General features: G+C 61.2%; 20 protein-coding genes. 9 read left to right on the top strand and 11 right to left on the bottom strand.

What is annotated here, in order from left to right:
- Positions 1–84 precede the first annotated feature (84 nt).
- Together clpS and clpA are read left to right on the top strand one after the other, a co-directional pair.
- The gene (gene clpS / locus C4J94_RS16280; RefSeq protein WP_005789091.1) at positions 85–453 is read left to right on the top strand and encodes an ATP-dependent Clp protease adapter ClpS; all 369 of its coding nucleotides are present in this window, start codon (positions 85–87) and stop codon (positions 451–453) included.
- Positions 454–482: 29 nt separating this feature from the next.
- A complete protein-coding gene (gene clpA / locus C4J94_RS16275) occupies positions 483–2,753 on the top strand; it encodes an ATP-dependent Clp protease ATP-binding subunit ClpA (protein ID WP_124387123.1) in 2,271 nt (756 codons plus the stop codon).
- Positions 2,754–2,998: 245 nt separating this feature from the next.
- On the opposite strand, the gene infA is transcribed toward clpA, so the two are convergent.
- The 3 genes from infA to aat form a co-directional block, all read right to left on the bottom strand.
- Complete coding sequence (gene infA, locus C4J94_RS16270; protein ID WP_002553999.1) at positions 2,999–3,217, bottom strand: translation initiation factor IF-1; 219 nt, start codon at positions 3,215–3,217, stop codon at positions 2,999–3,001.
- 100 nt (positions 3,218–3,317) lie between these two features.
- Entirely contained in the window at positions 3,318–4,025 is a 708-nt protein-coding gene (locus C4J94_RS16265) for an arginyltransferase (protein WP_124387122.1), read from the bottom strand.
- A 56-nt stretch (positions 4,026–4,081) separates the two neighbouring features.
- Positions 4,082–4,762: a leucyl/phenylalanyl-tRNA--protein transferase gene (aat, locus tag C4J94_RS16260; protein ID WP_124387121.1), complete on the bottom strand. Its 681-nt coding sequence runs from the start codon at positions 4,760–4,762 to the stop codon at positions 4,082–4,084.
- A 498-nt stretch (positions 4,763–5,260) separates the two neighbouring features.
- Between aat and C4J94_RS16255 the strand changes: the two genes are divergently transcribed.
- From C4J94_RS16255 to cysG, 6 genes are read left to right on the top strand one after another with little or no spacing between them, the layout of a single operon-like run.
- Positions 5,261–7,672: a DNA translocase FtsK gene (locus tag C4J94_RS16255; protein WP_124387120.1), complete on the top strand. Its 2,412-nt coding sequence runs from the start codon at positions 5,261–5,263 to the stop codon at positions 7,670–7,672.
- Between the two features lie 54 nt (positions 7,673–7,726).
- The gene (lolA, locus tag C4J94_RS16250; RefSeq protein WP_124387119.1) at positions 7,727–8,350 is read left to right on the top strand and encodes an outer membrane lipoprotein chaperone LolA; all 624 of its coding nucleotides are present in this window, start codon (positions 7,727–7,729) and stop codon (positions 8,348–8,350) included.
- Positions 8,351–8,377: 27 nt separating this feature from the next.
- Positions 8,378–9,700: a replication-associated recombination protein A gene (locus C4J94_RS16245; protein ID WP_124387118.1), complete on the top strand. Its 1,323-nt coding sequence runs from the start codon at positions 8,378–8,380 to the stop codon at positions 9,698–9,700.
- Complete coding sequence (gene crcB, locus C4J94_RS16240; protein WP_124387117.1) at positions 9,700–10,074, top strand: fluoride efflux transporter CrcB; 375 nt, start codon at positions 9,700–9,702, stop codon at positions 10,072–10,074. Before C4J94_RS16245 ends, crcB begins: the two co-directional genes overlap by 1 nt.
- Before the next feature lie 16 nt (positions 10,075–10,090).
- Positions 10,091–11,371, top strand: coding sequence for a serine--tRNA ligase (gene serS / locus C4J94_RS16235; RefSeq protein WP_124387116.1), 1,281 nt, complete (start codon positions 10,091–10,093; stop codon positions 11,369–11,371).
- A complete protein-coding gene (gene cysG / locus C4J94_RS16230) occupies positions 11,372–12,766 on the top strand; it encodes a siroheme synthase CysG (protein WP_124387115.1) in 1,395 nt (464 codons plus the stop codon).
- A 105-nt stretch (positions 12,767–12,871) separates the two neighbouring features.
- On the opposite strand, the gene C4J94_RS16225 is transcribed toward cysG, so the two are convergent.
- The 6 genes from C4J94_RS16225 to tusD form a co-directional block, all read right to left on the bottom strand.
- Complete coding sequence (locus tag C4J94_RS16225; protein WP_124387114.1) at positions 12,872–13,867, bottom strand: glutathione S-transferase family protein; 996 nt, start codon at positions 13,865–13,867, stop codon at positions 12,872–12,874.
- Positions 13,868–13,955: 88 nt separating this feature from the next.
- Positions 13,956–14,957 (bottom strand): glycosyl transferase family protein, encoded by a 1,002-nt coding sequence (locus C4J94_RS16220; protein WP_124387113.1) that lies wholly within the window; start codon positions 14,955–14,957, stop codon positions 13,956–13,958.
- Entirely contained in the window at positions 14,954–15,289 is a 336-nt protein-coding gene (locus tag C4J94_RS16215) for a TusE/DsrC/DsvC family sulfur relay protein (protein ID WP_124387112.1), read from the bottom strand. The genes C4J94_RS16220 and C4J94_RS16215 overlap by 4 nt, the downstream gene beginning before the upstream one ends.
- Positions 15,286–15,564, bottom strand: a complete 279-nt coding sequence (gene tusB, locus C4J94_RS16210; RefSeq protein WP_124387111.1) for a sulfurtransferase complex subunit TusB — start codon at positions 15,562–15,564, stop codon at positions 15,286–15,288. Before tusB ends, C4J94_RS16215 begins: the two co-directional genes overlap by 4 nt.
- Positions 15,564–15,914, bottom strand: a complete 351-nt coding sequence (tusC, locus tag C4J94_RS16205; protein ID WP_124387110.1) for a sulfurtransferase complex subunit TusC — start codon at positions 15,912–15,914, stop codon at positions 15,564–15,566. The genes tusB and tusC overlap by 1 nt, the downstream gene beginning before the upstream one ends.
- A gap of 1 nt (position 15,915) precedes the next feature.
- Positions 15,916–16,308, bottom strand: a complete 393-nt coding sequence (tusD, locus tag C4J94_RS16200) for a sulfurtransferase complex subunit TusD (protein WP_124387109.1) — start codon at positions 16,306–16,308, stop codon at positions 15,916–15,918.
- Between the two features lie 158 nt (positions 16,309–16,466).
- On the opposite strand from tusD, the gene C4J94_RS16195 reads away from it, so the two are divergent.
- Entirely contained in the window at positions 16,467–17,642 is a 1,176-nt protein-coding gene (locus tag C4J94_RS16195; RefSeq protein ID WP_124387108.1) for a CaiB/BaiF CoA-transferase family protein, read from the top strand.
- A 93-nt stretch (positions 17,643–17,735) separates the two neighbouring features.
- On the opposite strand, the gene C4J94_RS16190 is transcribed toward C4J94_RS16195, so the two are convergent.
- Both C4J94_RS16190 and C4J94_RS16185 read right to left on the bottom strand, forming a co-directional pair.
- Positions 17,736–18,230 (bottom strand): SprT family zinc-dependent metalloprotease, encoded by a 495-nt coding sequence (locus tag C4J94_RS16190; RefSeq protein WP_124367396.1) that lies wholly within the window; start codon positions 18,228–18,230, stop codon positions 17,736–17,738.
- A 128-nt stretch (positions 18,231–18,358) separates the two neighbouring features.
- The gene (locus tag C4J94_RS16185; protein WP_124371051.1) at positions 18,359–18,961 is read right to left on the bottom strand and encodes a Yip1 family protein; all 603 of its coding nucleotides are present in this window, start codon (positions 18,959–18,961) and stop codon (positions 18,359–18,361) included.
- Between the last annotated feature and the right edge of the window lie 282 nt (positions 18,962–19,243).

Genomic DNA, 19,243 nt, shown 5'->3' with positions numbered 1-19,243 from the left:
TCAAGGCGACCAAAGGGTCAGAGTTGAAATTCTGACAGCTCGCCCCCACCACTGTATTTGAACCACTGACGAACCTTTCTTTCCATGCATGCAAATAGCCAGATTCGACTAACATTCAATCAGGATCGCCCGGATCAGGAACATGATGACGACGGTTCTGCAGGCATTGCTGTTCAGGAGGCCAAGCCTGCTTTACAGGCGCCGCCGATGTACAAGGTGGTTTTGTTCAATGATGACTACACACCGATGGATTTCGTCGTCGAAGTGCTCGAGGTGTTTTTTAACCTGAACCGCGAGTTGGCGACCAAGGTAATGCTGGCCGTTCACACAGAAGGACGGGCAGTATGTGGAGTGTTTACCCGCGACATCGCCGAGACAAAGGCCATGCAGGTCAACCAGTACGCCAGGGAAAGCCAGCATCCGCTACTCTGTGAAATCGAGAAGGACGGTTAACGCCGACCACTTGGGTATGAGGTGAAGCTATGTTAAACCGCGAGCTCGAAGTCACCCTCAATCTTGCCTTCAAGGAGGCTCGTTCGAAACGTCATGAATTCATGACCGTCGAACACCTGCTGCTGGCACTTTTGGATAACGAAGCTGCCGCCACCGTTCTGCGTGCGTGCGGCGCCAACCTCGACAAACTCAAGCATGACCTGCAGGAGTTTATCGACTCCACCACGCCACTGATCCCCGTGCATGACGAGGACCGTGAGACCCAGCCAACCCTGGGCTTCCAGCGGGTATTGCAGCGTGCTGTATTCCACGTACAGAGCTCCGGTAAGCGTGAAGTCACGGGCGCCAACGTGCTGGTGGCGATTTTCAGCGAGCAGGAAAGCCAGGCCGTGTTCCTGCTCAAGCAGCAGAGCGTTGCCCGTATCGATGTCGTTAATTACATCGCCCACGGTATCTCCAAGGTGCCTGGGCACGGCGATCATTCCGAGGGTGAGCAGGATATGCAGGACGATGAGGGCGGTGAGTCTTCTTCTTCAAGCAACCCGCTGGATGCCTATGCCAGCAACCTCAACGAGCTGGCGCGCCAGGGGCGGATCGATCCGCTGGTGGGGCGTGAACTCGAGGTTGAGCGCGTAGCGCAGATCCTCGCACGTCGTCGCAAGAACAACCCGTTGCTGGTAGGTGAAGCGGGCGTGGGTAAAACCGCGATCGCCGAGGGCCTGGCCAAGCGTATCGTCGACAATCAGGTGCCGGACCTGCTGGCCAACAGTGTCGTCTATTCCCTGGACCTGGGCGCCTTGCTCGCCGGAACCAAGTACCGTGGCGACTTCGAGAAGCGCTTCAAGGCGCTGCTCGGCGAGCTGAAAAAACGCCCGCAGGCGATCCTGTTCATCGACGAAATCCACACCATTATTGGTGCGGGTGCCGCATCGGGCGGGGTGATGGATGCGTCCAACCTGCTCAAGCCGCTGCTGTCGTCGGGTGATATCCGCTGCATTGGCTCGACCACGTTCCAGGAATTCCGTGGAATTTTCGAAAAAGACCGTGCCCTGGCGCGCCGCTTCCAGAAAGTCGACGTGTCCGAGCCTTCGGTTGAAGACACCATCGGCATTCTGCGCGGGCTCAAGGGTCGTTTCGAGGCGCACCACGGCATCGAGTACACCGATGAGGCCCTGCGTTCAGCCGCTGAGCTGGCGTCGCGCTACATCAATGATCGGCATATGCCGGACAAAGCGATCGATGTGATCGACGAGGCGGGTGCCTACCAGCGCCTGCAGCCGGTCGAGAAACGCGTGAAGCGCATCGACGTGCCTCAAGTCGAAGATATCGTGGCGAAAATTGCGCGGATTCCGCCAAAACACGTCACCAGTTCCGACAAGGAGCTGCTGCGTAACCTGGAGCGTGACCTCAAGCTGACCGTGTTTGGTCAGGATGCGGCCATCGACTCGTTGTCCACTGCGATCAAGTTGTCGCGTGCGGGCCTCAAGTCGCCGGACAAACCAGTTGGTTCATTCCTGTTCGCCGGCCCGACCGGCGTCGGCAAAACCGAAGCGGCGCGGCAGTTGGCCAAGGCCATGGGGATCGAGCTGGTGCGCTTCGACATGTCCGAATACATGGAGCGTCACACTGTGTCGCGCCTGATCGGTGCGCCTCCGGGCTATGTCGGCTTCGACCAGGGCGGCCTGTTGACCGAGGCGATCACCAAGCAGCCGCATTGCGTGCTGCTGCTCGATGAAATCGAAAAGGCGCATCCGGAAGTCTTCAACCTGCTGCTGCAGGTGATGGACCACGGCACCCTGACCGACAACAACGGGCGCAAGGCGGACTTCCGCAACGTGATCGTGATCATGACCACCAACGCCGGCGCTGAAACCGCTGCGCGGGCGTCGATCGGCTTTACCCATCAGGACCACTCTTCCGATGCGATGGAAGTGATCAAGAAGAGCTTCACGCCGGAGTTCCGCAACCGTCTGGACACCATTATCCAGTTTGGTCGCCTCAGCCACGAGGTCATCAAAAGTGTGGTGGACAAATTCCTCACCGAGCTTCAAGCGCAGTTGGAAGACAAGCGCGTGCAGCTGGAGGTGACGGATGCGGCGCGCAATTGGCTGGCCGAAGGCGGTTACGACGCGGCAATGGGCGCTCGCCCGATGGCGCGCCTGATCCAGGACAAGATCAAGCGGCCGCTGGCCGAAGAGATCCTGTTCGGCGAGCTTTCCGACCATGGCGGCGTGGTGCATATCGACCTGAAGGATGGCGAGCTGACCTTCGAGTTCGAAACCACGGCTGAAATGGCCTGATCGTTCCTGCAATAACAAAAAGGCGCCGAAAGGCGCCTTTTTACTATCTGAAATGCCATTACCGAAACGATGAAGCTCCAATGTGGGAGGGGGCTTGCCCCCGATAGCGGTAGTTCAGCCAGTACATGGGTGACTGATACATTGCTATCGGGGGCAAGCCCCCTCCCACATTGGGTTGTGTATGGATGACAAATCCTGCACACACAAAAACGCCCGGCATAACCGGGCGTTTTGTATTGACTTGCTTAGCGAGCGCGGTAAGTGATGCGCCCTTTGCTCAAGTCATAGGGCGTCAGCTCGACGCGCACTTTGTCACCGGTAAGAATACGAATGTAGTTCTTGCGCATCTTGCCGGAGATATGCGCGGTTACGACGTGCCCATTTTCCAACTCCACACGAAACATGGTGTTGGGCAGGGTGTCGACGACAGTGCCTTCCATTTCGAAGCTGTCTTCTTTCGACATGCAGTAAAGCCCTCGGTATCCAGTGAATGGCCCGGTGCAACTGCGCCAGGCAAAAGCGGCGTGCATTGTGCCCGAAAAAGGGTGTTCAAGCCAAGGGGTTCTAGTTAAGCGTGACCCATCTTTGATTAATCAGCAGCTCAATGGGCCGATATTGGGTCTTGTAGTTCATCTTTTTGCAGTTCTTGATCCAGTATCCGAGGTACACCGCCTCAAGTTCCAGGCGCAGCGCTTCACCGATTTGCCAAAGAATGGCAAAGCGCCCCAGGCTGCGGCGCTCTTCGGCGGGTTCATAGAAGGTGTACACCGCCGACAGGCCATTGGGCAGCAGGTCGGTCACCGCCACCGCAACCAGCCGTCCGTTGAGGCGGAATTCGTAGAAGCGCGAAAAAGGCAGGTCGCGCACCAGGAATGTGGAAAATTGATCGCGGCTGGGCGGGAACATATCGCCGTCGGCGTGGCGTTGTTCGATGTAGCGTTGATAAAGATCGAAATATTCTTCGCTGTACTGCGGCTTGACCGCGTTCACCGTCAGGTCGGCATTACGCTTGAGAATGCGTTTCTGGTTGCGATCCGGTAAAAACTGCGCCACCGGAATACGCGCCGGCACGCACGCATTGCAGTTCTGGCAGTGAGGGCGGTACAGATGATCGCCGCTGCGCCGGAAACCCATCTCGGACAGGTCGGCGTACACATGCACGTCCATGGGCTGGCTGGGATCGAGGAACAGCGTGGTGGCCTGCTCGTCGGGCAGATAGCTGCAAGAGTGGGCTTGAGTGGCATAGAACTTCAAGCGCGCCAGCTCGGTCATGATCAACCCTCGGGATAAGCTTTGAAATAAGTGTAAGCCAGGTACGCGGATGTCGCCTAAGAAACCCACGGCCCAGAGCTGGGCTGGTCCAGATGATCGCGCAGGAACTGCGCGAATTCACTGCGCGGTATGGCGCGTGCGCCCAGGCTGTGCAGGTGGTCATTGGGCATCTGGCAGTCGATCAGCACAAAGCCCCACGCCTGCAATTGCCGGGTCAGCGTGGCGAAGCCGAATTTCGAGGCGTTGTCGGCGCGGCTGAACATGGACTCGCCAAAAAACAATTGGCCCATGGCCAGGCCATACAGGCCGCCGACCAGCTCACCCTGGTCCCACACCTCTACGGAGTGGGCGTAACCGCGCTGATGCAGCTCCAAATAGGCGCTCTGGATGCCTTCAGTGATCCAGGTGCCATCCGCGTAGGTGCGCGGCGCAGCGCAGGCCCGGATCACTGCGGCGAAATCCTGATCGAAGGTCACGCTATAGCGCTGCTGGCGCAATAATTTGCCAAGACTGCGCGAGACGTGCAGCTCGTCGGGAAATATCACCGTACGTGGGTCCGGCGACCACCAGAGGATCGGCTGGCCTTCGGAGAACCAGGGAAAGCAGCCGTGACGATAGGCCTGAATCAGCCGCTCGGCTGAAAGGTCGCCACCGGCGGCAAGCAGGCCGTTGGGTTCGCGCATGGCCTTGGCCAGTGGCGGAAAAGTCAGGGTGTCGCGTTGTAACCAGGTCAGCATGGCATCCAGGCTTACGGAAGGGGAGGGGAGTGGCAGGTCGGGCGCCTGCCCCAAGGCATGATTATTGTCGACCCGGCGCCACGGGGCCAGCCCGAATGGGTTTTTGGCCACGATTAGCGTGTAGGGGTGTTTCTGCAACTCTGTGCATAAGGTGCGGTCGTAATCGGGGCTGGCCAATGCAGGCCATCTGCCAAGCTTGCCTGGATTGGCAAATACAGCGCATAAGCCTTTGTCAGCAAAGACAATGCATGCTCAAATTGAGCGTGCTGCAACGTCTGGATGGTTGAGCTCGCTGCGTGACGGGGCAAGTGCGTGGCATCGCGCACGCAAACCCGTACAATGCGGCGATTGTGGCGTTATCGCCGTTTCGCCTATGGGTTAGGCGGTGTTAAAAGTAGATTCAGTAACATTCGTCATTTTTCACCTGCTCGGGATAGAGCAGTCGTGTGCAGTCATTCAACAGATGGACGCGCCAGAAGGCGCAGGAAAAGACCCGTTTTGAAGAAATCCGCCGCAACACCCAAAGCAGCAGTCGTGCCGGCCTGGCGCCAGCACCTGCATTACCGACTCAAGGAAGGCGCGCTGATCGCTATCGGCGCGCTGTGCCTGTTCCTGATGATGGCCTTGCTCACGTATGGCAAGGACGATCCCGGCTGGAGCCATAACAGCAAAATCGACGATGTGCAGAATTTCGGTGGCCCTGTGGGTTCCTACAGCGCCGATATCCTGTTCATGATCCTCGGTTATTTCGCCTACATCTTTCCGCTGCTGCTGGCGATCAAGACCTGGCAGATCTTCCGCCAGCGTCATGAGCCGTGGCAGTGGAGCGGCTGGCTGTTCTCCTGGCGCCTGATCGGGCTGGTGTTCCTGGTGTTGTCCGGCGCGGCGCTGGCGCATATCCATTTCCATGCGCCCACCGGCCTGCCAGCGGGCGCGGGCGGGGCGCTGGGCGAAAGCCTGGGCGATCTGGCGCGCCGCACCCTGAACATCCAGGGCAGCACACTGATGTTCATCGCGCTGTTCCTGTTCGGTCTCACGGTATTCACTGACCTGTCATGGTTCAAGGTGATGGACGTGACCGGCAAGATCACCCTCGACCTGCTCGAATTGTTCCAGGGTGCCGCCAACCGCTGGTGGGCCGCGCGTGTCGAGCGCAAGCAGATGGTTGCCCAATTGCGCGAAGTGGACACCCGCGTCAACGAGGTGGTGGCCCCAAGCACGCCGGATCGTCGCGAGCAGGCCAAGGTCAAGGAGCGCCTGATCGAGCGCGAACAGGCCCTGAGCAAGCACATGTCGGATCGTGAGAAGCAGGTGCCTCCGGTGATCGCTCCCGCGCCGCCCAAGGCGCCGGAGCCAAGCCATCGCGTGCAGAAAGAGAAGCAGGCGCCGCTGTTCATCGACAGCGCCGTCGAAGGCACCTTGCCACCGATCTCGATCCTCGATCCGGCGGAAAAGAAACAGCTCAACTACTCGCCGGAATCCCTGGCGGCCGTCGGCCACCTGCTGGAAATCAAGCTCAAGGAATTCGGCGTCGAGGTGTCGGTGGACTCGATCCACCCAGGCCCGGTGATTACCCGCTACGAGATCCAGCCGGCCGCGGGCGTCAAGGTCAGCCGTATTTCCAACCTGGCCAAGGACCTGGCCCGTTCCCTGGCCGTGACCAGCGTGCGCGTGGTGGAAGTGATTCCCGGCAAGACCACCGTGGGTATCGAGATTCCCAACGAAGACCGCCAGATCGTGCGCTTCTCCGAGGTGCTGTCGACCCCGGAATACGACAACTTCAAATCGCCGGTCACCCTGGCCCTCGGCCATGACATCGGCGGCAAGCCGGTGATCACCGACCTGGCGAAGATGCCGCACCTGCTGGTGGCCGGTACCACCGGTTCCGGTAAGTCGGTGGGTGTGAACGCGATGATCCTGTCGATCCTGTTCAAGTCGGGTCCGGATGACGCCAAGCTGATCATGATCGACCCGAAAATGCTTGAGCTGTCGATCTACGAAGGCATCCCGCACCTGCTGTGCCCGGTGGTAACCGACATGAAGGACGCCGCCAACGCCCTGCGCTGGAGCGTCGCCGAGATGGAACGTCGCTACAAGCTGATGGCGAAGATGGGCGTGCGTAACCTGTCCGGCTTCAATGCCAAGGTCAAGGAAGCCCAGGACGCCGGCACACCGCTGACCGACCCGCTGTACAAGCGCGAAAGCATTCACGATGAAGCGCCGCTGCTGACCAAGCTGCCGACCATCGTGGTGGTGGTCGACGAATTCGCCGACATGATGATGATCGTCGGCAAGAAGGTCGAAGAACTGATCGCGCGTATCGCCCAGAAGGCACGTGCGGCCGGGATCCACCTGATCCTCGCCACACAGCGGCCGTCGGTGGACGTGATCACCGGCCTGATCAAGGCCAACATCCCCACGCGCATGGCGTTCCAGGTGTCGAGCAAGATCGACTCGCGGACCATCATTGACCAGGGCGGCGCCGAGCAACTGCTGGGCCACGGTGACATGCTCTACATGCCGCCCGGCACCAGCCTGCCGATCCGTGTCCACGGTGCCTTCGTTTCCGACGATGAAGTGCATCGCGTGGTGGAAGCCTGGAAACTGCGTGGCGCGCCGGAATATAACGACGACATTCTTGCCGGCGTTGAAGAAGCCGGCAGCGGCTTTGATGGCGGCAGCGGTGGTGGCGGCGACGATGACGCCGAAACCGATGCGCTGTACGACGAAGCCGTGGCGTTCGTGCTGGAAAGCCGCCGCGCGTCGATTTCCGCCGTGCAACGCAAGCTGAAGATCGGCTACAACCGCGCCGCCCGCATGATCGAAGCCATGGAAAACGCTGGCGTCGTCACCGCAATGAACACCAACGGCTCGCGTGAAGTCATCGCCCCCGGGCAGATGCGCGACTGATCCCGCGCCGCGTGGCAGCACGCGGCGTGCCCTGACCATTCAATGAGGACTCCCATGCGCATTATCCGCATGCTGTTGTTGCCGGCACTGGCCCTGACCGCTGTTTCGGCCCACGCTGACCCGGCTTCCGTGGCCAGCCTGAAGAACCTGCTGGACAAATCCCAGACCCTGACGGCGCGCTTTTCCCAGCTGACCCTGGACGCCGGTGGCACCCAGTTGCAGGAAACCGCGGGTGAAATGGCCGTGCAGCGCCCTGGCCTGTTCTACTGGCACACCGAAGGCAAGGCCGAGCAGACCATCGTTTCCGACGGCCAGAAAGTGACCCTGTGGGACCCGGACCTGGAACAGGCGACCATCAAGAAGCTCGACCCACGGCTGAACCAGACGCCGGCGCTGCTGCTGTCGGGCGATGTATCGAAGATCAACGACAGCTTCGACATCACCTCCAAGCAAACCAGCAACGTGATCGAATTCACCCTGAAGCCCAAGTCCAAGGACACGCTGTTCGACAGCCTGCAACTGTCTTTTGGGAACGGCGTGATCAACAACATGCGTTTGATCGACAGCGTCGGCCAGCGCACCGATATCCTGTTCTCCGGGGTCAAGGCCAACCAGCCGGTGCCCGCCTCCAAGTTCAAGTTCGACATCCCCAAGGGTGCCGACGTGATCCAGGAATAAACTCCCCAGAGGTTTCAAACGCTGCCCATGGACCTGTTTCGAAGTGACCCGATTGCCCAGCCACTGGCCGCGCGCCTGCGCTCGACCAACCTGGATGAGTACGTCGGTCAGGAACACCTGCTCGCTCGCGGCAAGCCCTTGCGCGAAGCCCTGGAGCAGGGTGCGCTGCACTCGATGATTTTCTGGGGGCCGCCAGGGGTGGGTAAAACCACGCTGGCGCGGCTGCTGGCAAAGGTCTCGGATGCGCACTTCGAAACGGTGTCGGCGGTACTGGCCGGGGTCAAGGAGATCCGTCAGGCGGTGGAAGTCGCCAAGCAGCAGGCCGGGCAATACGGCAAGCGCACCATCCTGTTCGTCGACGAAGTGCATCGTTTCAACAAGTCGCAGCAGGACGCGTTCCTGCCGTATGTCGAAGACGGTACGTTGATCTTTATCGGCGCCACCACCGAAAACCCTTCGTTCGAATTGAATAACGCGCTGCTCTCGCGGGCTCGCGTGTACGTGCTCAAGAGCCTCGACGAAGCCGCCATGCAGAAGCTGCTGCAGCGTGCGTTGAGCGAAGACAAGGGGCTTGGCAAGCGCCAGCTGAGCGTGAGCGAGGAGGGCTTCAAGATCCTGCTTACCGCTGCCGATGGCGACGGACGGCGGTTTCTCAACCTGCTGGAGAACGCCTCGGACCTGGCTGAGGATGGCGGCGAGATTGGCGTCGACCTCCTGCAAAGCCTGCTGGGGGATACGCGCCGGCGTTTCGACAAAGGCGGCGAGGCGTTCTATGACCAGATATCGGCGCTGCACAAATCCGTCCGTGGCTCCAACCCGGACGGCGCGCTGTACTGGTTTGCGCGGATGATCGACGGCGGTTGCGACCCGTTGTACCTGGCGCGTCGGGTGGTGCGCATGGCCAGCGAAGACATCGGCAATGCCGACCCTCGCGCCTTGAGCCTGTGCCTGGCGGCCTGGGACGTGCAGGAACGCCTCGGCAGCCCGGAAGGCGAGCTGGCGGTGGCCCAGGCCATTACCTACCTGGCCTGCGCGCCCAAAAGCAACGCGGTGTACATGGGCTTCAAGTCGGCGCTGCGCGCGGCGGCCGAACACGGTTCCCTCGAAGTGCCGATACACTTGCGCAACGCGCCGACCAAGTTGATGAAGCAGTTGGGTTACGGTGATGAGTATCGCTATGCCCATGATGAGCCCGACGCTTACGCGGCCGGCGAAGACTACTTCCCCGATGAACTGGAGCCGCTGGCGCTGTATCAGCCGGTGCCCCGTGGCCTGGAGCTGAAGATCGGCGAAAAGCTCAACCATCTGGCCCAGCTCGACCGTCTCAGCCCACGGCAGCGGAGAAAGTAGTGCTCAAGACGATTCTTGCCGTGTCCATCGCCGGCATCGCTGGTACATTATTGCGTTTCGCCACCAGTACCTGGGTCAGCGCCCATTGGCCAAGGCATTTCTATGCGGCGACCTTGGCGGTCAACCTGGTGGGTTGTTTGATTATCGGGCTGTTGTACGGCTGGTTCCTGTTGCGCCCGGAAGTGCCGATTGAAATACGTGCCGGCTTGATTGTCGGCTTTGTAGGCGGTCTGACGACCTTTTCATCCTTTTCACTGGATACGCTGCGCCTGCTGGAAAGCGGGCAGGCCCTGACTGCCTTCGGGTACCTGGGCATCAGCGTGTTCGGCGGGCTGCTCGCCACCTGGGCCGGCCTGTCCCTGACCAAACTTTGATAAACGAGAGACCGACATGCTCGATTCCAAACTGTTACGTAGCAACCTTCAGGACGTAGCGGACCGCCTGGCATCCCGTGGCTTTGCCTTGGATGTTGCGCGCATCGAAGCGCTGGAAGAACAGCGCAAGACCGTCCAGACCCGCACCGAAGCACTGCAGGCTGAGCGTAATGCGCGTTCCAAGTCCATCGGTCAGGCCAAGCAGCGCGGCGAAGACATCGCGCCGTTGATGGCGGACGTCGAGCGCATGGGCAGCGAGCTGTCCGACGGTAAAGTCGAGCTGGACAAGATCCAGTCCGAGCTGGACTCGATCCTGCTGGGCATCCCTAACCTGCCACACGAGTCCGTGCCGGTGGGCGAGGACGAAGACGGCAACGTTGAAGTGCGCCGCTGGGGCACGCCAAAAGCCTTCGATTTCGAGATCAAGGACCACGTCGCCCTCGGCGAATTGACCGGCGGCCTGGATTTCGAAACCGCCGCGAAAATGTCCGGCGCGCGTTTTGCCTTGCTGCGTGGCCCGATCGCCCGCATGCATCGCGCCCTGGCGCAGTTCATGATCAACCTGCACACCGCCGAGCATGGTTACGAAGAGGCTTACACCCCGTACCTGGTGCAAGCGCCGGCGCTGATGGGCACCAGCCAGTTGCCCAAATTCGAGGAAGATCTGTTCAAGATCAGCCGCGACGGCGAAGCCGACCTGTACCTGATCCCGACCGCCGAAGTGTCGCTGACCAACATCGTCGCCGGCGAAATCCTCGACGCCAAGCAACTGCCGCTGAAGTTCGTCGCACACAGCCCGTGCTTTCGCAGTGAAGCCGGCGCATCGGGCCGCGACACCCGCGGCATGATCCGCCAGCACCAGTTCGACAAGGTGGAGATGGTCCAGGTGGTCGAGCCGTCCCAGTCGATGCAAGCGCTGGAAGGCCTGACCGCCAACGCCGAGCGCGTCCTGCAACTGTTGGAGCTGCCGTATCGCGTATTGGCGCTGTGCACCGGCGACATGGGTTTCAGCGCCGTAAAAACCTACGACCTTGAAGTGTGGGTGCCGAGCCAGGACAAGTACCGCGAGATTTCGTCGTGCTCCAACTGCGGCGATTTCCAGGCCCGCCGCATGCAGGCGCGTTTCCGTAACCCGGAAACCGGCAAGCCGGAACTGGTGCACACCCTCAACGGTTCGGGCCTGGCGGTAGGCCGTACGCTGGTGGCGGTACTGGAAAACTACCAGCAGGCGGACGGTTCGATCCGTGTACCTGAAGTGCTCAAGCCGTACATGGCGGGCGTTGAGGTCATTCGCTAAATGGAATTTCTGCCGCTGTTTCATAACCTGCGCGGCAGTCGTGTGTTGGTCGTCGGCGGCGGGGAGATTGCCTTGCGCAAATCCCGGCTGCTGGCCGATGCCGGTGCGTTGCTGCGGGTGGTTGCTCCCCAGATCGAAGACCAGTTGCGTGAACTGGTGCTGGGCAGTGGCGGGGAACTGACATTGCGCGGTTATCAGGAGGCGGACCTCGACGGTTGCGTGCTGATCATCGCGGCAACCGACGATGAGCCACTGAACGCGCAAGTGTCCAGTGATGCCAAGCGTCGCTGTGTGCCGGTCAATGTGGTGGATGCGCCGGCCTTGTGCAGCGTGATCTTCCCGGCGATCGTCGACCGTTCGCCGCTGGTGATCGCGGTGTCCAGTGGCGGCGATGCGCCGGTGCTGGCGCGCTTGATCCGGGCCAAGCTGGAAACCTGGATCCCGTCCACCTATGGCCAGTTGGCCGGGTTGGCGGCACGTTTTCGTGCCCAGGTCAAAGGCTTGTACCCGGACGTCCAGCAGCGTCGGGCATTCTGGGAAGAAGTTTTCCAGGGCCCGATTGCCGACCGCCAACTGGCCGGGCAGGGCGATGAGGCAGAGCGCCTGTTGATCGAAAAGGTCAATGGCGCTCCGCCTTACGCACCGGGTGAGGTGTACCTGGTGGGCGCAGGCCCGGGCGATCCGGACCTGCTGACTTTCCGCGCCTTGCGCCTGATGCAGCAAGCCGACGTGGTGCTGTATGACCGTCTGGTTGCCCCGGCGATTCTGGACCTGTGCCGTCGCGACGCCGAGCGCGTATATGTCGGCAAGCGTCGCGCCGACCACGCCGTGCCGCAAGACCAGATCAACCAGCAACTGGTGGACCTGGCCAAGCAAGGCAAGCGCGTGCTGCGACTCAAGGGTGGCGACCCGTTCATTTTCGGGCGGGGCGGCGAAGAAATCGAAGAGTTGGCGGCCCACGGCATTCCGTTCCAGGTGGTACCGGGCATTACGGCGGCCAGTGGTTGTGCGGCGTATGCGGGCATTCCGCTGACGCACCGTGACTATGCGCAGTCGGTGCGCTTCATCACCGGGCACCTCAAGAACGGCACCTCGGACTTGCCCTGGCAGGACCTGGTGGGCCCGTCGCAGACCCTGGTGTTCTACATGGGTTTGATTGGCTTGCCGATCATCTGCGAACAGTTGATCAAACACGGGCGCGCGGCGGACACGCCGGCGGCGTTGATTCAGCAGGGCACCACCTCCAACCAGCGCGTGTTCACCGGCACCCTGGCGGACCTGCCGCGCATGGTGGCGGAGCATGAAGTGCATGCGCCGACGCTGGTGATCGTGGGTGAGGTGGTGGTGTTGCGCGAAAAGCTCAAGTGGTTCGAAGGGGCTCAGTCCCAGGTCTGAGAACACAAGCATCGGGGCAAGCCTTGATGCCAGGCAGTCAAGAAGTACCCTGTGGCGAGGGAGCTTGCCCCCGATGAGTCCTTCAAACACACCGCATCTTTTGGATCAGCTCCAGACGCCCTTGCCACTCAAACGCTGACGATCATGCGCGGTATCAAACCTCTGCAACGGCCCCCTCGGCACAATCCCCGTCGGATTGATGGTGCGATGGCTGGCATAGTAATGCCCCTTGATGTGCTCAAAATCCACCGTCTCGGCCACCCCTGGCCACTGATACATTTCCCGCAGCCAATTCGACAAATTCGCATAATCGGCAATCCGTCGCAGGTTGCATTTGAAGTGGCTGTAATACACCGCATCAAAACGAATCAACGTGGTGAACAGCCGCACATCCGCCTCGGTCAGGTACTCGCCCGCCAGGTAGCGATGCTCGCCCAGGTGGCGCTCCAGGTGGTCCAACTCCGCAAACACGTCATCGAATGCAGCTTCATACGCCTGCTGCGAGGTGGCGAAGCCTGCGCGGTACACGCCATTGTTCACGGCCGGGTAGATGCGTTCGTTCAGCGCGTCGATGCTCGGGCGCAGGGCTTGCGGGTAGAAGTCCAGGGTGTTGCCGGTCAACCCGTTGAACGCGCTGTTGAACATGCGGATGATCTCCGCCGATTCATTGCTGACGATGCGTTTGAGCTGTTTGTCCCATAGCACCGGTACCGTGACGCGACCGGTGTAGTCAGCGGTGTCGGCCGTATAGCGCTGGTGCATGAAGTCGAAACCGTCCAGCGCGTCGCCGCTGGAGCCGTGGGCCTTGTCGAAGGTCCAGCCGTTTTCCAGCATCAGCCAACTGACCACCGAGACGTCGATCAAGTCTTCCAGGCCCTTGAGCTTGCGCAGGATCAAGGTGCGGTGGGCCCATGGGCAGGCGAGGGACACGTAGAGGTGATAACGGCCAGCCTCGGCCTTGAAGCCGCCTTCGCCACTTGGGCCGGGTTGGCCATCGGCGGTCACCCAGTGGCGGCGTTGCGCCTGTTCACGCTGGAAAGCGCCGTCCGCGCTACTTTCGTACCACTGGTCTTTCCAGTGTCCTTCGATCAGCAAACCCATGACTGGCTCCTTGGCTAATAAGCGTTGGAGCCCAGTCTAAAGGGATGAGTTCGAACTAAAAGCGCAAAGACCGGAGGTCAATGATCGATTAAATCGATCTGTCCCGTGCATCCCAATATTGTTGGGCCAGTTCGAACGCCTGCTCGCGGCTGCGTCCGAGGCCGCGCAAGGCCAGGGCCATGGTCGCGATCAGTGCCAGTTGCGGGTAGCTGTCCTCGACATCGCCACGCCATACGGCCTTGAGATGCTCAGGCTCCAGGCTCGCGGGTTTGACGTGGCGCTGAGCGGAGAGGGCGGGCCATTCTTCGTCCCAGCTCTGGCCACCGCTGGTGCCGTACAGGTGGCTGAGGGTGTCGGGGTTGATTTCGATCTCGCCGCCATCGCCCTTGACCACAATCACGTTGTCGCCCAGCAGGCCGCTGGCGTCGCGGTGTACGCCCTGGTAGCCGGGGTGGAAAATGCTTTGCAAGCCGCAACGGGCCTTCAGCGGGTTGAGCAGACGTGCCAGGGAATGGATCGGCGAGCGCAGGCCCAAGGTATTGCGCAGGTCGATCATGCGCTGCAACTGCGGCGCCCAGTCACCCAACGGGATAAACGCCAAGTTGCCGTGTTCATACGCCGCTTCGACCTGCTGCCAATTGCGGCACAGCGGTATCTGCAACTGCTCCAGCAACTGCTCGGTGTACAAGCGCCCCGCCGTATGCGCGCCGCCGCCGTGCATGAGGATGCGCACGCCATTGTGCGCCAGGCATTTGGCCGCCAGCAGGAACCACGGCAAGTGGCGCTTTTTGCCGGCGTAGGTCGGCCAGTCGATATCCACATTCAGGGCCGGCGCATGCAAGCGCTCGCGTACCGCTTCGGTGAAGCCGGCAAGCTCCTCCGGGCTTTCTTCCTTGTGGCGCAGCAGCATGAGGAAGGCGCCCAGTTGGGTGTCTTCGACTTTTTCGTCGAGCAGCATGCCCATGGCTTCGCGCGCTTCCTCACGGGTGAGGTTGCGTGCGCCGCGCTTGCCTTTGCCGAGGATGCGCACGAAGGGCGCAAACGGATGTTCTTCAGGGGTGGAGAGGGTCAGGGGGGCAAAGTCGGTCATAAGCAATTCGTCGGCCTGGGCAGGCCCGCCAGCTTGGCGGCGAGTTTGGCGGGAGTGCCGTTGAACAGTTTGTTGAGGTGCAGGCTGTTGCCCTTTTGCGCGCCGAGCTTCAAGGCGGTGTACTTGATCAGCGGGCGCGTGGCGGGGGACAGCTGGTACTCGGCGTAAAAGCCGCGCAGCAGTGCGAGGATTTCCCAGTGGTCCGGGGTCAACTCCAGGGATTCGGCGGCCGCCAGGGCAGTGGCCACTTCGGCGGACCATGCGTTGAGGTCGACGAGGTAGCCGTCCTTGTCCAGTTCCAGGGTACGCGTGCCGACGGTCAGGGTGTTCATAGCCAGCTGTTGACCTTGTCGTAGTCGATGGACAGCTGCACGAAACCCGGATAATCCACGCTGTCGGCCCAGTCCGGCAGAGGCAAGTTGCGCGCCTGCAGGTCTTCAGCCAGGACGAACACTTTTATGCCCTTGGTGGGCAGGACCGGGTTGTGCAGGCCGTAGGCGCCATCGCCGCACAGCAGGATGGCGTCCGCGCTGCCACAGACACGCAGGCAGCTGTCCAGGCGGCTATCGGTAAACGGAGAGTGGGAGACTACATGTAAGGTCGCCATCAGAGGGTCATCACCTGGTCGTAACGATCAATCAGTTTGCAGATATCTGCGCTGTCCAGCGCCTGGGCGCTTGCCGGCGAAGCTAGCCCGCGCTCGGCCAGGCTGTGGCGGCAGGCGAACACGTCATCAATGCCGAACAGGCCCAGGGCTTGCAGATTGGCGCTCAAATCCTTTTGCTGCACGGCCTTGGCGTCCTGCTGCGCCGCCAGTTGGAACACGCCGTCATCGAGAAACAGCAGGCCGATCGGCAAGTCGAACGCGCCCCCGGCCAGCACGATGTCCAGCGCTTCCCGTGCACTTGGCCCGGACCACGGCGCCTGGCGGCTGATCACCAACAATGATTTGGCCATCTCACGAGCCTCCAAAACAGATCAGGCGGTCGGCGTCCTGGATGGCATCATGCAATTGCCCCAGGCCCGACAGCGCCCAGGGCGCATCCAGATTCACCGCGCTGCGTTGATAGCGCGCGGCTTCCTCGGCGTTGAGCACCCCACGGCGCAAGGCCGCGGCGATGCACACCACGCCGTCGAGCTGGTGGGCGCTGACAAACTCGCGCCATTGGCGGGCGATGTCTTGCTCATCCTGGGGCGCGACGATGTTATTGGATGCGCTGTATACGCCATCCTGATAAAAAAACAGCCGCACAATCTCATGCCCGCCGGCCAAAGCCGCCTGGGCGAACAACAGGGCGCGGCGCGAGGAGGGCGCGTGGGCGGCGCTAAACACTGCAATCGCGAACTTCATGAAAGACTCTGCCAACAAACGTGGGCCAATGATAAAGCCGCCGCGACGAAAAAGCCCGCCGTGATCAAAACGGTCACTGCGGTTGATCGTTCTGACGATTGTCGTCAGCACTGAAGGCTGACTACGCTGTGGTCAGTCGAATCGCAAACGGAGCGTGTATGACAGGTCCCTTGGCGTCCCTCAAAGTGCTGGATTTTTCTACCCTGTTGCCCGGCCCGTTCGCCTCGCTGATGCTGGCGGACATGGGCGCCGAGGTGCTGCGCATCGAATCACCGACGCGCACCGACCTGCTGCGCGTGCTGCCGCCCCACGATCACGGCACGTCGGCAAGCCATGCCTACCTCAATCGCAACAAGCGCAGCCTGGCGCTTGATCTCAAGCAGGCCGAGGCGCTGCAGATCGTGCTTGAGCTGGTCAAGGGCACCGATATCCTCATCGAACAATTCCGCCCCGGCGTGATGGAGCGTCTGGGCCTGGGCTACACGGCATTGAAAGCGATCAACCCCAGGCTGATCTACGTGTCGATCACCGGTTACGGCCAAACCGGCCCTTACCGGGATCGCGCCGGCCACGATATCAACTACCTGGCCGTGGCCGGCGTGGCCAGTCACACCGGGCGGCGCGACAGTGGGCCGTTGCCGCTGGGCGTGCAACTGGCGGATGTCGCGGGTGGGTCATTGCATGCCGTGGTGGGCCTGCTCGCGGCGGTCGTTGCGCGGCAGCACAGCGGCGTCGGCCAGTACCTGGACGTAAGCATGACCGACTGCTCGTTCAGCCTGAACGCCATGGCCGGCGCCGGTTACCTGGCCTGCGGGGTGGAGCCGGAGCGGGAAAACCATTTTCTCAATGGCGGCAGTTTCTATGACTATTACCGCACGCGGGACGGGCGCTGGATGTCGGTGGGTAGCCTGGAGCCGGCATTCATGCAGCAGTTGTGCGAAACCCTGGGGCGCCCGGAGCTGGCGGCGCACAGCGTGAAGCCTGAGCAGCAGCCGGCGCTCAAGCGGGCGCTGCAGGTGGAATTCGAAAAGCGCAGCTTGGATGAACTGTGCACCATGTTCGCTGAGGTGGATGCGTGCGTGGAACCGGTGTTGAGCCTGAGTGAAGCCCTGGAGCATCCGCAGTTGAAGGCGCGGGCGCTGGTCAGCCAAGTGCTGAGGGGCGATGGCTCGACCCAGGCGCAGATGGCCTGCCCGCTGAAGTTCTCCGAGGGGTTGCCGGCACCACGGCATATTGGCGCGGCGGTAGGGGCGCACAGTGATGAGGTGCTGGCGGAGTTGGGGTTCAGTGCTCAGCGGATTGCGGATTTGCGCCAGGCCAAGGTTATTGGATGACTGTTCTGGTGCTATCGGGGGCAAGCCCCCTCCCACACTTTGATGTGTGAATACATTCAAAATGTGGGAGGGGGCTTGCCCCCGATGAGGCCCTCACTCCACCCGAGTCTCCCCAGTGAACACCAGAGTCTGCCGACACCGCCGGCACAAATACCGCCGCCCCTGGCCCACCAGCCCATGGCGCTGCGGTGAAAACGGAAAGTCGCTGTCGGCACACGGGCAGCGGTAGATGTAACGTGTCACCTGACGACGCTTGACCTCATAGGTGTGGCAACGATCCGGCGGCAGTTCGTAAACCCCGCGCATGATCAGCTGCCATTCCTCGCCATGGGGCTGGATGCGCTCGCCAAAAAGCTGGTGGGCAATCAGGTGCGCCACTTCGTGGGCCACGGTCTGTTTCAGGAAGTGCTGGCTGTTTTCGCGGTAGAGCTGTGGGTTGAAACGCAGCAGGTTTTCGTGCAAATGCGCGACACCGGCTTTCTGGCCCCGCAGCTTGAGGCTGACCTTGGGGCGTTTGAAGCTTCGTTTGAAAAAGGATTCGGCTTGCAGGAAACAATCTTCGACGCGGGTATTGAGTTGCTCGGGCATGCTGTACATATCTCCAGAGACGCCCAGTATGCCGCAAAGCGGGGTGTTTCCGAATCTGTCAGGCGCCGAATGGTCATGCATAACGCACAAAGCCACCTTGTCGGTGGCTTTGCCTGCGGTAAAAAGGCTTAACTGGTGTAGATAGGCCCAACGCCCAGGCCCCAGACGATCACGGTAAAGGCCATGATCGCCACCAGCACCACCAGACCCACGGCCAGTACCGAGCTGGAAAACAGAAAGCCTTCATCCGGGTCGATACTCATGAACGTCGGCAACCCAACGTACAGCAGATACACCGTGTAGCAAATCGCCGCCGTGCCTACGACCATGCCCAGCCACATGTGCGGATAGAGCGCCGCCAAGCCGCCGATGAACAGCGGTGTCGCCGTGTAGGTGGCAAACGCCACGCAGCGCGCCATGCTGGGGTTGGCGTCATAGGTGCGGGCCATCCAGTGAATGAACGCGCCCATCACCGCCACGCCGCCGAGCATCGCCGCGTAAGACATCAGGGTCATCCACAACGCGCTCTCCTGGGTGAGCATGACCGGGGCACGGTTGCCGATGACCCAGCCAACCTGGGTGGTGCCGATAAACGCAGAAACGGCGGGAATCGCCGCGAGAACGAGGGTATGGGTGAGGTACATGTGGCTGATGCTTTCTTCTTTATCGCCACGAATTTCCCGCCATTCCTGGTCGGGATGGGTAAAAAGCCCCACGACGTGATGGATCATGCCAGTCACTCCTGTCGTTATTACTATCGCTCCGCATGGAAGCGCCCACCGGCCAAATGGCCTGCAAGGTCTGGATAGTTGTGCGACCTCACGTCGCAGTATAGGAAGTGATGTCCCGGAAAACCGTAGGGCCTTTAGAGTAAATCGCGCTGTAAACCCGGGTGCTAATCGCGGCGCGGTCTGTGGCTGGCAGTGCACTCAAAGGTGGGAGGGGGCTTGCCCCCGATAGCGGTGTATCAGTGACTGATACTGGGACTGGAACACTGCAATCGGGGGCAAGCC

The organism is Pseudomonas sp. R5-89-07 (assembly GCF_003851685.1).
Taxonomy (GTDB): domain Bacteria; phylum Pseudomonadota; class Gammaproteobacteria; order Pseudomonadales; family Pseudomonadaceae; genus Aquipseudomonas.
The sequence above is the reverse complement of the archived record's forward strand: the minus strand, read 5'-3'. Positions and strand labels throughout refer to the sequence as shown.

Excerpts from the sequence above, each read along its gene's own strand:
- clpA (WP_124387123.1), top strand. The coding sequence starts at position 483 with ATGTTAAACCGCGAGCTCGAAGTCACCCTCAATCTTGCCTTCAAGGAG.
- lolA (WP_124387119.1), top strand. The coding sequence starts at position 7,727 with ATGCGCATTATCCGCATGCTGTTGTTGCCGGCACTGGCCCTGACCGCT.
- cysG (WP_124387115.1), top strand. The coding sequence starts at position 11,372 with ATGGAATTTCTGCCGCTGTTTCATAACCTGCGCGGCAGTCGTGTGTTG.
- C4J94_RS16265 (WP_124387122.1), bottom strand. The coding sequence starts at position 4,025 with ATGACCGAGCTGGCGCGCTTGAAGTTCTATGCCACTCAAGCCCACTCT.
- tusB (WP_124387111.1), bottom strand. The coding sequence starts at position 15,564 with ATGGCGACCTTACATGTAGTCTCCCACTCTCCGTTTACCGATAGCCGC.
- C4J94_RS16220 (WP_124387113.1), bottom strand. The coding sequence starts at position 14,957 with ATGACCGACTTTGCCCCCCTGACCCTCTCCACCCCTGAAGAACATCCG.
- tusC (WP_124387110.1), bottom strand. The coding sequence starts at position 15,914 with ATGGCCAAATCATTGTTGGTGATCAGCCGCCAGGCGCCGTGGTCCGGG.
- clpS (WP_005789091.1), top strand. The coding sequence starts at position 85 with ATGCATGCAAATAGCCAGATTCGACTAACATTCAATCAGGATCGCCCG.
- tusD (WP_124387109.1), bottom strand. The coding sequence starts at position 16,308 with ATGAAGTTCGCGATTGCAGTGTTTAGCGCCGCCCACGCGCCCTCCTCG.
- C4J94_RS16185 (WP_124371051.1), bottom strand. The coding sequence starts at position 18,961 with ATGATCCATCACGTCGTGGGGCTTTTTACCCATCCCGACCAGGAATGG.
- C4J94_RS16215 (WP_124387112.1), bottom strand. The coding sequence starts at position 15,289 with ATGAACACCCTGACCGTCGGCACGCGTACCCTGGAACTGGACAAGGAC.
- C4J94_RS16245 (WP_124387118.1), top strand. The coding sequence starts at position 8,378 with ATGGACCTGTTTCGAAGTGACCCGATTGCCCAGCCACTGGCCGCGCGC.
- C4J94_RS16225 (WP_124387114.1), bottom strand. The coding sequence starts at position 13,867 with ATGGGTTTGCTGATCGAAGGACACTGGAAAGACCAGTGGTACGAAAGT.
- infA (WP_002553999.1), bottom strand. The coding sequence starts at position 3,217 with ATGTCGAAAGAAGACAGCTTCGAAATGGAAGGCACTGTCGTCGACACC.
- C4J94_RS16195 (WP_124387108.1), top strand. The coding sequence starts at position 16,467 with ATGACAGGTCCCTTGGCGTCCCTCAAAGTGCTGGATTTTTCTACCCTG.
- C4J94_RS16190 (WP_124367396.1), bottom strand. The coding sequence starts at position 18,230 with ATGCCCGAGCAACTCAATACCCGCGTCGAAGATTGTTTCCTGCAAGCC.
- serS (WP_124387116.1), top strand. The coding sequence starts at position 10,091 with ATGCTCGATTCCAAACTGTTACGTAGCAACCTTCAGGACGTAGCGGAC.
- aat (WP_124387121.1), bottom strand. The coding sequence starts at position 4,762 with ATGCTGACCTGGTTACAACGCGACACCCTGACTTTTCCGCCACTGGCC.